Genomic DNA, 15,104 nt, shown 5'->3' on the forward strand with positions numbered 1-15,104 from the left:
AGACATAACTATTTGGGAGTGACTGCAGAGCATGTTCCGAAATTCTTATATTCAGCAGAACTCTGATGTCCAGGCCGCCGGCGGCCTGGTCCCGATGGTTGTCGAGCAATCCGCTCGCGGCGAGCGCGCCTATGACATCTACTCGCGTCTTCTCAAGGAGCGGGTGATCTTCCTGGTCGGTCCTGTCGAAGACTACATGGCCAACCTGATCTGCGCGCAACTGCTGTTCCTTGAGGCGGAAAACCCGGACAAGGACATCCATCTCTATATCAACTCGCCGGGTGGTTCGGTGACCGCGGGCATGTCGATCTACGACACCATGCAGTTCATCAAGCCGAACGTGTCGACGACCTGCATCGGTCAGGCGTGCAGCATGGGCGCTTTCCTGCTGACCGCCGGTGCGCCGGGCAAGCGCTACTGCCTGCCGAACTCGCGCGTGATGATTCACCAGCCGCTGGGCGGTTTCCAGGGTCAGGCCTCGGACATCGAGATCCACGCCAAGGAAATCCTGTTCATCCGCGAGCGCCTCAACACGCTGATGGCCAAGCACAGCGGGCGCACGCTCGAGGAAATCGAGCGCGACACCAACCGCGACAACTTCATGAGCGCCCACGCTGCGCGCGAGTACGGCTTGATCGATGAAGTGATCGAGCAGCGTCCCGCTTAAAACAAGCAGCCCGAAAACAAGGCAGGTCGGCAGGTCCGATCACCTGCGGGCTTGAAAAAGCCCGCAATAGCCTTCATCTTGTGTTGCAAGCCTATCGGATTTGGATCGATCGAATGACTGACACCCGCAACGGCGAGGACAACGGCAAGCTGCTTTATTGCTCCTTCTGTGGCAAAAGCCAGCATGAAGTACGCAAATTGATTGCCGGCCCCTCGGTCTTTATCTGCGACGAGTGCGTCGACCTGTGCAATGACATCATCCGCGAGGAGGTGCAGGAGGCACAGGCCGAAAGCAGCGCGCATAAACTGCCTTCGCCCAAAGAAATCAGCGGCATCCTTGATCAGTACGTGATCGGTCAGGAGCGTGCCAAGAAGGTTCTGGCGGTAGCGGTGTACAACCACTACAAGCGTCTGAACCAGCGTGACAAGAAAAGTGACGATGTCGAGCTCGGCAAGAGCAACATCCTGCTGATCGGCCCGACCGGCTCGGGCAAGACCCTGCTGGCCGAAACCCTGGCCCGCCTGCTGAACGTTCCGTTCACCATCGCTGACGCGACCACCCTCACCGAGGCGGGGTACGTGGGCGAGGACGTCGAGAACATCATTCAGAAGCTGCTGCAGAAGTGCGACTACGATGTGGAAAAGGCCCAGATGGGCATTGTCTACATCGACGAAATCGACAAGATCTCGCGCAAGTCCGACAACCCGTCGATCACCCGCGACGTGTCGGGCGAGGGCGTGCAGCAGGCCTTGCTCAAGCTGATCGAAGGCACCGTCGCCTCCGTTCCGCCGCAGGGTGGCCGCAAGCATCCGCAGCAGGAGTTCCTGCAGGTCGACACCCGCAACATCCTGTTCATCTGCGGCGGTGCGTTCTCCGGCCTGGAAAAGGTCATCCAGAACCGCTCCACCAAGGGCGGCATCGGCTTCAACGCCGAAGTGCGCAGCAAGGAAGAGGGCAAGAAGGTCGGTGAATCCCTGCGTGAGGTCGAGCCTGACGATCTGGTCAAGTTCGGTCTGATCCCGGAATTCGTCGGTCGTCTGCCGGTGCTGGCGACCCTGGACGAGCTGGACGAGGCTGCTCTGATGCAGATCCTCACCGAGCCGAAGAACGCGTTGACCAAACAGTACGCCAAGCTGTTCGAGATGGAAGGCGTGGATCTGGAGTTCCGCTCCGATGCGCTGAAGTCCGTCGCCAAGCGTGCGCTGGAGCGCAAGACCGGTGCCCGCGGCCTGCGTTCGATCCTCGAAGGCGTGCTGCTCGACACGATGTACGAAATCCCGTCGCAGTCCGACGTGAGTAAAGTCGTGATCGACGAAAGCGTCATTGAAGGCAAGTCCAAGCCACTGTACATCTACGAGAACAGTGAGCCGACCGCCAAGGCAGCGCCGGACGCGTAAGCGTCCACCGTGCCGGATCAGGAAGGGGCCTTCGGGCCCCTTTGCTTTTTCGGGTGCAGGCGATCCGGCGCAAGCGGGCCGGGCTGTTCCCCACGGCACTCAATCCCTGCGTGCGCATGCGTAAGTCGTGATTTTTCAAGCCGATCCTTTATCCGCTTGTATTTTTCGGATGCAGCCCCCATCTTGGTTTCAAGCTTACTTCCATCCTTTTACGGCCATCTGGCCGACGCAGAGGCGAAATCATGAAGACAACCATCGAATTGCCTCTCCTGCCATTGCGTGATGTCGTGGTCTATCCGCACATGGTTATCCCACTGTTCGTGGGGCGCGAGAAGTCCATCGAAGCCCTCGAGGCAGCGATGGCGGGCGACAAGCAGATCCTGCTGCTGGCCCAGAGAAACCCGGCCGACGACGATCCCGGCGAAGAGGCTCTCTACCGCGTAGGCACCATCGCCACCGTTCTGCAATTGCTCAAGCTGCCTGACGGCACGGTCAAGGTGCTGGTCGAAGGCGAGCAGCGCGGCACCGTCGAGCGTTTCAGCGAAGTCGACGGTCACTGCCGCGCTGAAGTGTCGCTCATCGAAGAGACCGACGCCGCCGAGCGTGAATCCGAAGTGTTCGTGCGCAGCCTGCTGTCGCAGTTCGAACAATATGTGCAGTTGGGCAAGAAAGTCCCAGCCGAAGTCCTGTCGTCGCTCAACAGCATCGACGAGCCGGGCCGCCTGGTGGACACCATGGCCGCGCACATGGCGCTCAAGATCGAGCAGAAGCAGGAGATCCTGGAGATCGTCGACCTGTCGGCCCGGGTCGAGCACGTCCTGGCGCTGCTGGACGCCGAAATCGACCTGCTGCAGGTCGAGAAGCGCATCCGCGGCCGGGTCAAGAAACAGATGGAGCGCAGTCAGCGCGAGTACTACTTGAATGAGCAAATGAAGGCCATTCAGAAAGAGCTCGGCGACAGCGACGAAGGCCACAACGAAGTCGAGGACCTGAAGAAGCGCATCGACGCCGCTGGCTTGCCGAAAGACGCCCTGGCCAAGGCGACCGCCGAGCTGAACAAGCTCAAGCAGATGTCGCCGATGTCCGCCGAAGCCACGGTGGTGCGCTCGTACATCGACTGGCTGGTGCAGGTGCCGTGGAAGGCCCAGAGCAAGGTACGCCTGGATCTGGCCCGCGCCGAAGACATTCTTGATGCCGACCACTACGGCCTCGAAGAGGTCAAGGAACGCATCCTCGAATACCTCGCCGTGCAGAAGCGCGTGAAGAAGATCCGTGGCCCGGTGCTGTGCCTGGTCGGTCCTCCGGGCGTGGGCAAGACCTCGCTGGCGGAGTCGATCGCCCATGCCACCAACCGCAAGTTCGTGCGCATGGCCTTGGGCGGTGTGCGTGACGAAGCGGAAATCCGTGGTCACCGTCGAACCTACATCGGTTCGATGCCAGGAAGATTGATTCAAAAGATGACAAAGGTGGGTGTCCGCAACCCGCTGTTCCTGCTCGATGAAATCGACAAGATGGGCAGCGACATGCGGGGCGACCCGGCGTCGGCGTTGCTGGAAGTGCTCGATCCGGAGCAGAACCACAACTTCAACGACCACTATCTGGAAGTCGACTACGACCTCTCCGACGTAATGTTCCTGTGCACCTCCAACTCGATGAACATCCCGCCGGCGCTGCTGGACCGGATGGAAGTGATCCGTCTGCCGGGCTACACCGAGGACGAGAAGATCAACATCGCGGTCAAATACCTGTCGCCGAAGCAGATCCAGGCCAACGGCCTGAAGAAGGGCGAGCTGGAGTTCGACGAGGAAGCGATCCGCGACATCATCCGTTACTACACCCGTGAAGCCGGTGTGCGCGGTCTGGAACGCCAGATCGCCAAGGTCTGCCGCAAGGCGGTCAAGGAGCACGCGCTGGAAAAACGTTTCTCGGTGAAAGTGACAGCTGACCTGCTGGAGCATTTCCTGGGCGTGCGCAAGTTCCGCTACGGCCTGGCCGAACAGCAGGATCAGATCGGACAGGTGACTGGCCTGGCCTGGACTCAGGTCGGCGGCGAATTGCTTACCATCGAAGCCGCTGTCGTGCCGGGCAAAGGGCAGCTGATCAAGACCGGTTCGCTGGGCGACGTCATGGTCGAATCGATCACCGCTGCCCAGACCGTGGTGCGCAGCCGCGCCAAGAGCCTGGGCATTCCGCTGGACTTCCACGAGAAGCGCGACACCCACATCCACATGCCGGAAGGGGCGACCCCGAAAGACGGCCCGAGCGCCGGTGTAGGCATGTGCACCGCCCTGGTGTCGGCTTTGACGGGCATTCCTGTGCGTGCCGATGTCGCCATGACCGGCGAGATCACCCTGCGCGGCCAGGTGCTGGCCATCGGCGGGCTGAAGGAGAAGCTGCTGGCGGCCCACCGCGGCGGAATCAAGATCGTCATTATCCCGGAAGAGAACGTGCGCGATCTGAAGGAAATTCCGGACAATATCAAGCAGGATCTGCAGATCAAACCGGTTAAATGGATTGACGAAGTCCTGCAAATTGCGCTGCAATACGCGCCGGAGCCCTTGCCGGATGTGGCTCCGGAGATAGTTGCCAAGGACGAAAAACGTGAGTCTGACTCTAAGGAAAGAATTAGCACGCATTAGTACGCATTTGCCTGGGGGGCTTCCTTGACAGCTTTTTAGAGCCCTTGTTATAAAGCGGCTCTTAAGTGTCTGTAGGCCATTCAGCACTCGTTTTTGCTTTCACCAAAAAACTTAGAATCATACTCAAATAGATATAAGGGGACTTAGAGTGAACAAGTCGGAACTGATTGATGCTATCGCTGCATCCGCTGATATCCCGAAAGCTGCTGCTGGCCGTGCGCTGGACGCTGTAATCGAATCCGTCACTGGCGCTCTGAAGGCTGGCGACTCCGTTGTTCTGGTTGGCTTCGGCACTTTCTCCGTGACCGATCGTCCAGCTCGCGTTGGTCGCAACCCACAGACCGGCAAGACGCTGCAAATCGCTGCTGCTAAAAAGCCAGGTTTCAAAGCCGGTAAAGCCCTGAAAGAAGCTGTCAACTGAGTTCGATTCAGGTTTTTACCCATCCGGGTCGGGGTCAAGCCTGACTTGGCAGCGGGGCGGTAGGGCAGGCGAGCCGAAGCGTTGCCTGCCACGCCGGGATCGAGGGTTCGAGCCCTGTCCGCTCCGCCAGTTTCGAGAAGGCGCATCCTCGGGTGCGCCTTTCTTCTATCCGGATTCTACCCACGCTCCACGGTTGCCCACTCTGAAGTACAACCGTTTCTGGGGGACGCATGCTGCAGAACATCAGGGACAATTCACAAGGCTGGATTGCCAAGACCATCATCGGAGTCATCGTCGTACTGATGGCTCTGACCGGTTTCGACGCCATTTTCAAGGCTGCCACTCACAAGAATGAGGCAGCCAAGGTCAATGGCGAAGAAATCAGCCAGAACGAGCTGAGCCAAGCCGTCGACATGCAGCGCCGTCAGCTGATGCAACAGCTGGGCAAGGATTTCGACGCTTCTCTGCTCGACGAAAAACTGTTGCGCGATTCGGCCCTCAAGGGCCTGATCGACCGTAAGCTGCTGCTGCAAGGCGCTGAACAGTCGAAGTTCGCGTTTTCGGAAGCTGCGCTGGATCAGGTGATCCTGCAGACGCCTGAGTTCCAGGTGGACGGCAAGTTCAGCTCCGAGCGCTTCGACCAGGTGATCCGCCAGTTGGGTTACAGTCGCATGCAGTTCCGCCAGATGCTGGCCCAGGAAATGCTGATCGGCCAACTGCGCGCCGGCGTCGCCGGCAGCGGCTTCGTCACCGACGCCCAGGTGCTGGCGTTCGCCCGCCTGGAGAAGCAGACCCGCGACTTCGCGGCGCTGAGCGTCAAGGCCGACCCGGCTGCCGTCAAGCTGACCGATGACGAGGTCAAGGCTTACTACGACGAGCACGCCAAGGAATTCATGACCCCGGATCAAGTGGTCATCGATTACCTGGAACTGAAAAAGGCCTCGTTCTTCGACCAGGTGTCCGTCAAGGACGAAGACCTGCAGGCGGCCTATCAGAAAGAGATCGCCAACCTGTCGGAACAGCGTCGTGCGGCGCATATCCTGATCGAAGTCAACGGCAAGACCACCGAGGCCCAGGCCAAGGCGAAGATCGAAGACATTCAGGCACGTCTGGCCAAGGGCGAGAAGTTCGAAGCGCTGGCCAAGGAGTTCTCGCAGGATCCGGGTTCGGCCAACAACGGCGGCGACCTGGGCTATGCAGGTCCCGGCGTCTACGACCCGGCGTTCGAGAAAGCCTTGTACTCGCTGGCCAAGGATCAGGTGTCCGCACCGGTGCGCACCGATTTCGGTTTCCACCTGATCAAGCTGCTGGGCGTCGAGGCGCCGGAAGTGCCGACGCTGGCGAGCCTGAAGGACAAGCTGACCCGCGAGCTGAAGGCCCAGCAGGTCGAGCAGCGTTTCGTCGAGGCGACCAAGCAACTGGAAGACTCTTCGTTCGAATCCTCCGACCTGGCCCAGCCGGCGCAGGATCTGAAGCTGACCGTGCACACCTCCAAGCCATTCGGCCGTGAGGGCGGTGAAGGCGTTGCCGCCAACCGTGCCGTGGTGACGGCTGCGTTCAGCACCGAAGTGCTGGATGACGGCGCCAACAGCACCGCCATCGAGCTGGATCCGGAAACCGTGATCGTGCTGCGCGCCAAGGAGCACCTCAAGCCTGCTCAACTGCCGCTGGAAAGCGTGTCTGCGGCTATCCGCACCCAGTTGGTCAAGGAGCATGCCAGCGCTGCCGCCAAGACCCGTGCCGATCAGTTGATCGCCAGCCTGCGTGACGGCAAGGCACCGGCCGACAAGGCGGTGGACGGTCAGAACTGGAAAGTGACCGAAGCGGCCACCCGTGCCCAGGAAGGCGTCGATCCGGCGGTGCTGCAAGCGCTGTTCCGCATGCCGAAGCCGGCCGCCAAGGACAAGCCGACCTTCAGCAGCATCACCCTGCCGGACGGCGGCGTGACCATCGTGCGCCTGAACGGCGTGAACGAAGGCGCCGCGCCGACCGAAGAAGAGAAGGCGCAGTACCGCCGCTTCCTCGCCTCGCGCGAGGGCCAGCAAGACTTCGCGGCTTACCGCAAGCAGCTGGAAGGCCAGGCGGACATCAAGCGTTACTGATGTTCGGTTGAGCGCAAAACGTCAGGCCCCGGATGAGAATCCGGGGCCTTTTCGTTTCCGCCGGGCGGCGGATGACAGTTTTTTCATCGTACGTTTGTCGGTGCGACTTTTTCCGGCCACCCATGACCGGTACAGTTGTAACCGATTCAAGACACTAATCCATGCGCCGCGGGGTGGCGATCTGATGCACAATACGCCCCGGACCGTTTTTCCCTCAGGATGTTCAATGTTGAATTCAATACCCGTGCGTTTCTTCGGGTTGGCGCTGTTGCTGACCGCCGCTGCCGGCTGCTCCAAGGACAAGCCCGTTTACGAGCATGAGAACTTCGATGACTCAGGCACGTTCTCGCGCAACTATCCGGTGAGCGACACCGCCAGTTGCGAAGCGGCGCGCCGTGCGTTGCTCAGCCAGGGCTACATCATCACCAGCAGCGACCCGAAACTGGTCAGCGGCCACAAGAGTTTCCAGCAGACCGGCGAGAGCCACCTGGAAATCAGCTTCAACGTCGTGTGCGCCGAAGACAGCAGCGTCGGCCATCACGCGACGGTGTTCGCCAACGCCCTGCAGGATCGCTACGCGCTGAAGAAGACCAACAACTCCGCCAGCCTGGGGGTGGGCGTGCTGGGTTCGGTGTCGATGCCGATCGGCTCGTCGGACGATTCGATGGTGAAGGTGGCCAGCGAGACGGTGTCGTCGCAGAAGTTCTATGAGCGTTTCTTCACGTTGGTCGAGCTGTTCCTGCCGGCGGACGCCAAGAAGGCAGCGCACATCACCGAGAAGCCGAAGACCGACCTGGGCGTGCCTGAGGCCAAAACGACGCCGGCGGCCGAAACGCCTGCACCGGCCGCAGAGCCTGTGGCGGCACCGGCCCCCACTCCGGCGGTGCAGGCCACGCCGGCTGCGCCTGAGGCGGCGCCAGCACCGGCCGAGGCGACGCCCGTCAGTGCGCAACCGGTGACCCCGACCGCCGAAACGGCACCGGTCACACCGTCGCCGAGCGCGGAACCTGCGCCCGCCACGGAGGCCGTCACGCCGCCGGCCAACCCTGCAAACCTGGCGCCGCCGTCCGAGCCGATTTCGGCGCTGCCCGCCGGCCAGTGACACGGGCAGGAGCGGGTCGGTCCGCTCCTGCAACGGCGCCGCAAAAAACCGCGATAAATTCCCCTCCGGCTGCTACGTTAGTTTCATGAAGGCGGTGTTTCATTTTTCCTTCATGCGGGCACTTTAAGCTCGGCGCACGGGTCTGTTCTTCAGACCATTTTCGGCAAGCGGGGGATCACACGATGGATGACTATCAAGAAGAGCTGCTCGAGTCGCAGGCCTTTGAACTGGACTCGCCGGAGCCGGCCGAAGACGCCACCGAGCTCTGAGGCACCGGCCTGGCGCTTCAGGCCGTCTTGCGGTGACTGCGGCGGAACTCGCCCGGCGTCTGGCCGGTCCAGCGCTTGAACGCGCGCTGGAAGGCTTCGGCTGAGGCGAAGCCCAGCAGGTAGGCGATTTCGCCGAACGCCAGTTCGGTGTCGCGGATGTAGGTCATGGCCAAGTCGCGGCGGGTGTCGTTGAGAATGGCGCGAAACTGCGTGCCTTCCTCGGCCAGCTTGCGGCGCAGGGTCCAGGTCGGCAGCTTCAGGCGTGCCGCCACTTCTTCGAGGTCGGGTTCCCGGCCGCCATTGAGCAACGGCCCCAGCAGTTGCGTGATGCGTTCACGCAGGCTGCGGGTGCGGGTCAGCTGCTCCAACTCCCTTTCGCACAATTGCAGCAGGTGCCGCCAGGTGCTCGGGCAGTGTTCCGGATTGCGTCGGGCGAGGCTGTCCAGGCTCAGGCGCAGCTGATTCTGCTGGGCGCCGAACTGGATCGGACAGTCGCCGAGCTGTGAGTAGGCCTCACGGTAATCCGGCGCGTCGAACTCGATCTCGATCCGCTCCGCATGCAGCGGTTCGGGGCTGACGCTGGAGAGCTGCTGCAGCCAGCCGGCGATGATCGAGTCCACCACGAAGCGGTTGTAGGCGTTGTACGGGCTGATCGAGTAGAAGCGCAGCCAGGCGCCGTCGGTGTCTTCGTGGAAGCTCGATTGGCCGCGGTAGTTGGAGCCGTACAGCGCTTCGAAGCGGATCAGGCAGCGGGCGGCTTCGCGCACGGTGGGCGCCTGGGCCGCCGTGACCCCGGCCAGCCCGGCCTGGCTGAGGCGGCTGAGCCGGCCCATGCGCAAGCCGAGCGCCGCATCGCCGGTCAACTGGATCGCCCCGTGGCCCAGGCGCATGTAGCGGGGGATCGACAGGCGCGCGCCGGCCTCGGCGAGGCGGGCGGGATCCAGGCCGTACTGTTCAAGCAGGGGCTGAGGGTCGGTGCCGTGGCTGCGCATGGCGTCGGCCAGGCTGTGGACGAAACCCACCGACAGATCCCCGAGGCGCATCGGCAGCGGCTTCATGGCTACAGCCAGAGGTTGAGCAGGCGCGCGCCGCGGGCGTCGCCGTCGGTGAATTGCTGGCCGTTGCTGCTCAGGAAACTTTGGCCGGTGGCCGGTTTGTCCCAGAACTGGCCGCGCAGGAACACGCTGATGCCGGCCGCCGCACGGCTGCCGGGCGACTGCGCGGTGAGCGTCAGGCGGTGCCAGGCCTGGCCTTCGCTGACCTCGCCGGGCTTGAGAGGCACCGAGTGCGGTGCGTCCGCCCCCTGATAGCCGCGCCAGGGCAGTTCCCAGGCGCCATGGCCGACGACGAAGGCGGGCACCGCCACCAGTTGTGCGCCTTGTTCGTCGAGCCTGCGGTAGTTGTCCGGATACCAGCTGTCGTTGCCGATCAGCACGCCGAGGCGCCCGGCGGGCGTGTCGACCACCGTGACCGGTGACGGGGCCTGCGAGGGTCCGGTTTCGCTCTGCTCGAAGATCGGGCGCATCTGCCGCTGCGGCTGGCCGATCGGCGCGCCGTCGCGGCCGAACACCACGCTGCTGTTGAACAGCGCGCCGCCGCCGGCCTTGAGCTGGCCGTCGATGACGCTGGGTTCCGGCAGCACGATCGAGCCGGCCACCAGGGTGACGCGGAACTCCTTGGCCAGGCCGCCGAACAGGGCCTGATAGTCCCGGGCCATGGCCCGGGACTTCATGCGCAGGTGGGCGTCGTCCAGCCGGCTGTCGCCCCGGGCGCTGAGCCAGGCGCGGGCGAACTGCAAGGGGTTGCTCGCCGCCAGCCAGTTCATGGCTTCGGGGAGGGTGGCGGCCTGGTACAGCTCGTCTTTCTCGCCGCTGATCATCAGCCAGGTGCCGACGTGCTCGGGCAGCACCACCACAGTCTTCTCGTTGAGCAGGCCTTGGTCCTGGGCCTGTTGCAGATAGGCGGCGAGCTTGCGGTGCAGGCGCTCGGTGCTTTGGTAGTCGGTGGGGAACAGCTCCGGCTGGATCCCCAGCAGGTTGCCCCGGTCGGCGGGGGTGCCCTGGTCGACCGCCAGCCGGATGCGCAGGTCCGACAGGTAATGGCCCATCGGGCGGTCGGCGGTCCACATCGCGTACCAGGCAAGGGCGGCGATGATGACCATGGAAAAAGTTAGGTACAGAAGTTTGCGCATGAAGACCAACGACAGCCGGGTGCAGGGTGTGCGACTAGGGTAGGGCCCGCGCCGGTGCTTGCCAAGGGCCGCTGCGCATTTGGATCAATAACTTGTCAGTTACGGTCATTGAGTGACAGGGATGCGACTCTTAGTCTGTCGAACATGACTGACGGGGGACGCAGAGCTCCCGCACTTTTCCGTGAACGCTCGCTGTGGAGTTACCGATGACCGCCGCTCACTACCCGCACCTGCTGGCCCCGCTGGACCTGGGATTCACCACGTTGCGCAACCGCACCCTCATGGGCTCGATGCACACCGGCCTTGAAGAGAAGCCGGGCGGTTTCGAGCGCATGGCGGCCTATTTCGCCGAGCGTGCCCGTGGCGGCGTGGGCCTGATGGTCACCGGCGGCATCGGTCCGAACGACGAGGGCGGCGTGTACTCCGGCGCGGCCAAGCTGACCACCGAAGAAGAGGCGCTCAAGCACCGCATCGTCACCCGCGCCGTGCACGAGGCGGGGGGCAAGATCTGCATGCAGATCCTCCATGCCGGCCGTTACGCCTACAGCCCCAAGCAGGTCGCGCCGAGCGCGATCCAGGCGCCGATCAACCCGTTCAAGCCCAAAGAGCTGGACGAGGAAGGCATCGAGAAGCAGATCCGCGACTTTGTCACCTGCTCGGTGCTGGCCCAGACCGCCGAATACGACGGCGTGGAAATCATGGGTTCCGAAGGCTACTTCATCAACCAGTTCCTGGCGGCCCACACCAATCACCGCACCGACCGCTGGGGCGGCAGCTACGAGAACCGCATGCGCCTGCCGGTGGAGATCGTGCGCCGGGTGCGTGAGGCGGTCGGCCCGAACTTCATCATCATTTTCCGCCTGTCGATGCTCGACCTGGTCGAGGGCGGCAGCACCTGGGAAGAGATCGTCCAACTGGCCAAGGCCATCGAGCAGGCCGGTGCGACCATCATCAACACCGGTATCGGCTGGCACGAAGCGCGGATCCCGACCATCGCCACCAAGGTGCCGCGCGCCGCGTTCAGCAAGGTCACGGCCAAGCTGCGCGGGTCGGTGAGCATTCCGCTGATCACCACCAACCGCATCAACACCCCGGAAGTCGCCGAGCAGATCCTCGCCGAGGGCGATGCCGACATGGTGTCGATGGCCCGTCCGTTCCTGGCCGACCCCGACTTCGTCAACAAGGCCGCCGAAGGCCGTGCCGACGAGATCAACACCTGCATCGGCTGCAACCAGGCGTGCCTGGACCACACCTTCGGCGGCAAGCTCACCAGTTGCCTGGTCAACCCGCGCGCCTGCCACGAAACCGAGCTCAACTATGTGCCGGTGCGGCAGGTCAAGAAGATCGCCGTGGTCGGCGCAGGGCCTGCCGGGCTGTCGGCCGCCACGGTGGCCGCCGAGCGCGGGCATCAGGTGACGCTGTTCGATTCGGCCAGCGAGATCGGCGGCCAGTTCAACGTCGCCAAGCGCGTGCCGGGCAAAGAAGAATTCTACGAGACCCTGCGCTACTTCAAGCGCAAGCTGCAGACCACGCATGTCGAGCTGTGCCTGAACACCCGCGTCGATGTGGCGCAACTGGTGGACGGCGGCTACGACGAGATCATCCTGGCCACCGGCATTGCGCCGCGGGTGCCGGCGATCCCGGGCGTCGAGAACGGCAAGGTGCTGAGCTACCTGGATGTGCTGCTGGAGCGCAAGCCGGTCGGCAAGCGCGTCGCGGTGATCGGCGCCGGCGGCATCGGTTTCGACGTGTCGGAATTCCTGGTGCACGAAGGCGTGGCCACCAGCCAGGACCGTGCCGCGTTCTGGAAGGAGTGGGGCATCGATGCGCACCTGGAGGCCCGCGGCGGCGTGGCCGGGATCAAGGCTGCGCCCCATGCGCCGGCCCGTGAGGTGTTCCTGCTGCAACGCAAGAAATCCAAGGTCGGCGACGGCCTGGGCAAGACCACCGGCTGGATTCACCGCACCGGTCTGAAGAACAAGCAGGTGCAGATGCTCAATAGCGTCGAGTACCTGAAGATCGACGACGAAGGCCTGCACATCCGCATCGGCGAGACCGGCGAGCCGCAGGTGCTGGCGGTGGACAACGTGGTGATCTGCGCGGGCCAGGATCCGCTGCGCGAGCTGCACGACGGTCTGGTCGAGGCGGGGCAGAGCGTGCACCTGATCGGCGGCGCCGATGTGGCGGCGGAGCTGGACGCCAAGCGGGCGATCAACCAGGGCTCGCGCCTGGCGGCCGAGATCTGACAGAGCGTTCGGACATTCAGCTCAGCGGTTGGTTGGGCTGACGCCATCGTCGGATCGCCGCTCGGGGCAAGCCCGCTCCCACAGGGTTTTGCAGTGGTCACAATTTTTGTATCCACCAAGCTCCCTGTGGGAGCTGCGGTGCGACGACTCGACTTGCCAGCGAAGGCGTCATTCAAGGCGCCGCAGGACAGAAGCAAGACAGTTGCTCCCACAGGGTTGCGTGACGTCCATGAGATGCGTGGGCAACACTGATCTCTTGTGGAAGTGGGTTCGCCCGCGAGGGCGCCGCGCGGCAGGATCCAGACAGTTGCTTTAAGATGCCGGCTCTTTCTCCGGAACCGGCACCGATGTTTCTTCCCCCCTCCGACTGGCTCGCCCAGGCCCCGCTCCAAAGGCTGCAGCTCGACTGGCTCGCCCGCGCCGGCATAGAGGCGGCGATCCTGCGCCTGGACCGCATCGACCCGCTGATCAGCGGCAACAAGTGGTTCAAGCTCATCGAACACCTCAAGGCCGCCGACCGGGCCGGTGCCGAAGGCATCATCAGCCTCGGCGGTGCCCACTCCAATCATCTGCATGCCTTGGCCGCTGCGGGCAAGCGCCTGGGGTTCGCCACGGTCGGCCTGTTGCGCGGGCATCCGCAGGACACGCCCACCGTGACCGATCTGAAGGCCTTCGGCATGCAACTGCACTGGCTCGGCTATGGCGGTTACCGGGCGCGGCATGAGCCGGGGTTCTGGGCGCCATGGCGGGCGCAGTATCCGACGCTGCAGGCGGTGCCGGAGGGCGGCGGAGGGCTGGCGGGCGCGCGGGGCTGCGCAGCGTTGAAGGAACAGGTGGACGCGCAGCTCGGCGCGCTCGGTTGGGACGGCTTCGACGGGTGGTGGCTGGCCTGCGGCACCGGCACTACCCTGGCCGGGCTGGTGCTGGCCGAGGCGGGTGCCCGACCGGTGCACGGCGCGCTGGCGGTACCGGACGATCACGGCGTGGCGCCGCAGGTCGAGGCGATCGTCCGCGAGGCCGGGCTGGACAGTCCGCTCTACGCGTTGATCGACGCCAGCCGCGGCGGGTTCGCCAAGGTCGATGCGGCCTTGCTGGCGTTCATCGAACGCACGGAGCAGGCCTGCGGCGTTCCGCTGGAACCGCTGTACACCGGCAAGGCGTTGTTCGCGCTTGAACAGTCCGTTAAGGCCGGCCGGTTTCCCGCCGGCGCGCGGCTGGTGTTCGTGCATACTGGCGGATTGCAGGGGCGCAGGGGATTCGCGGTGCGCTGAGCGCTTTCGAACGAAGCAATCGCCCGGCGGCGATCACCCGCGCTTGGGCATCATCCACAGCAGCGTGTTGTCGCCCACCACGTAGTGGTGATAAAGCCCCGCCAGCGCATGCACCCCGATCAGCCCGTAGCCGATGTTGCCGATCAGCACATGCCAGTGCTCCACCTGTTTGGCGAACGTCTTGTCTTCATGCACCAGCAGCGGCAGGTCGAAACCGTAGAACATCACTTGATGGCCCTCGGCGCTGGTGATCAGCCAGCCGAGGATCGGCATGGCGATCATGAACAGGTACAGCAACCAGTGCATCAGCCGGGCGAGGGCGGTCTGCCATTGCGGCGACGCGGGAAAGATCTTCGGTGCCGGGCCCAGGCTGCGGGCCAGCAGGCGGAACCACACCAGCACGAACACGGTGAGGCCGAGCATGTAGTGCACTTCGCGGATCAGCGTGCGGCCGCCGCTGCCCTTGGGAAAGAAACCGCGCAATTCCATGCTGGCGTACACCAGCACCAACAGCGCGAGCATCAACCAGTGCAACAGGACTGACACAGTGCTGTAGCGTGATTCGGAACTTGTCCAGGGCATACCTTGTTTCCTCACGGTCAGGGCCAACGCGCGCCGTTTTCTGTGACGGCATGCCTTAACTGTAATCGCGTCGGCGTGGTTTCGCCTGAGATTGTTTAAGGTTTTTGTCATAAGCCCGGCAGGAGGAAGTGTCAGTTGTAGGGGGCAGTTATATTAGGATGATGTTGGATGTAACAGGTTGTTGGTCATGTTTTGTATATGGGGAGATTTGAACGAT

The 15,104-nt window shown here is 63.3% G+C and carries 11 protein-coding genes; 8 read left to right on the forward strand and 3 right to left on the reverse strand.

The window, feature by feature from the left end; genetic code table 11:
- The first annotated feature begins 31 nt into the window (after window positions 1-31).
- From clpP to CAG29_RS16385, 6 genes are all read left to right on the forward strand, one after another.
- Window positions 32-667, forward strand: coding sequence for an ATP-dependent Clp endopeptidase proteolytic subunit ClpP (gene clpP / locus CAG29_RS16360; protein WP_085579644.1), 636 nt, complete (start codon window positions 32-34; stop codon window positions 665-667).
- A gap of 113 nt (window positions 668-780) precedes the next feature.
- A complete protein-coding gene (gene clpX, locus CAG29_RS16365; protein ID WP_085579646.1) occupies window positions 781-2,064 on the forward strand; it encodes an ATP-dependent Clp protease ATP-binding subunit ClpX in 1,284 nt (427 codons plus the stop codon).
- Window positions 2,065-2,306: 242 nt separating this feature from the next.
- Window positions 2,307-4,703 carry an endopeptidase La gene (gene lon, locus CAG29_RS16370; RefSeq protein ID WP_085579648.1) on the forward strand — a complete coding sequence of 799 codons (2,397 nt, stop codon included), beginning with the start codon at window positions 2,307-2,309 and terminating at the stop codon, window positions 4,701-4,703.
- A gap of 148 nt (window positions 4,704-4,851) precedes the next feature.
- On the forward strand, window positions 4,852-5,124 hold the full coding sequence (locus tag CAG29_RS16375; protein ID WP_008077714.1) for an HU family DNA-binding protein: 273 nt from the start codon (window positions 4,852-4,854) through the stop codon (window positions 5,122-5,124).
- A gap of 230 nt (window positions 5,125-5,354) precedes the next feature.
- Window positions 5,355-7,226: a SurA N-terminal domain-containing protein gene (locus tag CAG29_RS16380; protein ID WP_085630618.1), complete on the forward strand. Its 1,872-nt coding sequence runs from the start codon at window positions 5,355-5,357 to the stop codon at window positions 7,224-7,226.
- Window positions 7,227-7,452: 226 nt separating this feature from the next.
- Window positions 7,453-8,328, forward strand: a complete 876-nt coding sequence (locus CAG29_RS16385; protein WP_085630616.1) for a DUF2242 domain-containing protein — start codon at window positions 7,453-7,455, stop codon at window positions 8,326-8,328.
- A 286-nt stretch (window positions 8,329-8,614) separates the two neighbouring features.
- On the opposite strand, the gene CAG29_RS16390 is transcribed toward CAG29_RS16385, so the two are convergent.
- Window positions 8,615-9,655 (reverse strand): AraC family transcriptional regulator, encoded by a 1,041-nt coding sequence (locus CAG29_RS16390; RefSeq protein WP_085579654.1) that lies wholly within the window; start codon window positions 9,653-9,655, stop codon window positions 8,615-8,617.
- A gap of 2 nt (window positions 9,656-9,657) precedes the next feature.
- Window positions 9,658-10,788, reverse strand: coding sequence for a nitrilase-related carbon-nitrogen hydrolase (locus tag CAG29_RS16395; protein ID WP_085637825.1), 1,131 nt, complete (start codon window positions 10,786-10,788; stop codon window positions 9,658-9,660).
- A 206-nt stretch (window positions 10,789-10,994) separates the two neighbouring features.
- On the opposite strand from CAG29_RS16395, the gene CAG29_RS16400 reads away from it, so the two are divergent.
- Both CAG29_RS16400 and CAG29_RS16405 read left to right on the forward strand, forming a co-directional pair.
- On the forward strand, window positions 10,995-13,034 hold the full coding sequence (locus CAG29_RS16400; RefSeq protein ID WP_085630612.1) for an FAD-dependent oxidoreductase: 2,040 nt from the start codon (window positions 10,995-10,997) through the stop codon (window positions 13,032-13,034).
- A 347-nt stretch (window positions 13,035-13,381) separates the two neighbouring features.
- Window positions 13,382-14,305, forward strand: coding sequence for a 1-aminocyclopropane-1-carboxylate deaminase/D-cysteine desulfhydrase (locus CAG29_RS16405; RefSeq protein ID WP_085694816.1), 924 nt, complete (start codon window positions 13,382-13,384; stop codon window positions 14,303-14,305).
- A 33-nt stretch (window positions 14,306-14,338) separates the two neighbouring features.
- Here CAG29_RS16405 and CAG29_RS16410 read toward each other — a convergent pair whose 3' ends face one another.
- Window positions 14,339-14,887, reverse strand: coding sequence for a cytochrome b (locus CAG29_RS16410; protein WP_085694817.1), 549 nt, complete (start codon window positions 14,885-14,887; stop codon window positions 14,339-14,341).
- Between the last annotated feature and the right edge of the window lie 217 nt (window positions 14,888-15,104).

Source organism: Pseudomonas sp. B7(2017) (assembly GCF_002112745.1).
In the GTDB taxonomy this organism is placed as follows: domain Bacteria; phylum Pseudomonadota; class Gammaproteobacteria; order Pseudomonadales; family Pseudomonadaceae; genus Aquipseudomonas; species Aquipseudomonas ekonensis.

What these genes read in the sequence shown, in the direction of transcription:
- CAG29_RS16400 (WP_085630612.1), top strand. Translation starts at nt 10,995, where the DNA reads ATGACCGCCGCTCACTACCCGCACCTGCTGGCCCCGCTGGACCTGGGA.
- clpX (WP_085579646.1), top strand. Translation starts at nt 781, where the DNA reads ATGACTGACACCCGCAACGGCGAGGACAACGGCAAGCTGCTTTATTGC.
- CAG29_RS16405 (WP_085694816.1), top strand. Translation starts at nt 13,382, where the DNA reads ATGTTTCTTCCCCCCTCCGACTGGCTCGCCCAGGCCCCGCTCCAAAGG.
- CAG29_RS16390 (WP_085579654.1), bottom strand. Translation starts at nt 9,655, where the DNA reads ATGAAGCCGCTGCCGATGCGCCTCGGGGATCTGTCGGTGGGTTTCGTC.
- clpP (WP_085579644.1), top strand. Translation starts at nt 32, where the DNA reads ATGTTCCGAAATTCTTATATTCAGCAGAACTCTGATGTCCAGGCCGCC.
- CAG29_RS16410 (WP_085694817.1), bottom strand. Translation starts at nt 14,887, where the DNA reads ATGCCCTGGACAAGTTCCGAATCACGCTACAGCACTGTGTCAGTCCTG.
- CAG29_RS16380 (WP_085630618.1), top strand. Translation starts at nt 5,355, where the DNA reads ATGCTGCAGAACATCAGGGACAATTCACAAGGCTGGATTGCCAAGACC.
- CAG29_RS16385 (WP_085630616.1), top strand. Translation starts at nt 7,453, where the DNA reads ATGTTGAATTCAATACCCGTGCGTTTCTTCGGGTTGGCGCTGTTGCTG.
- CAG29_RS16395 (WP_085637825.1), bottom strand. Translation starts at nt 10,788, where the DNA reads ATGCGCAAACTTCTGTACCTAACTTTTTCCATGGTCATCATCGCCGCC.
- lon (WP_085579648.1), top strand. Translation starts at nt 2,307, where the DNA reads ATGAAGACAACCATCGAATTGCCTCTCCTGCCATTGCGTGATGTCGTG.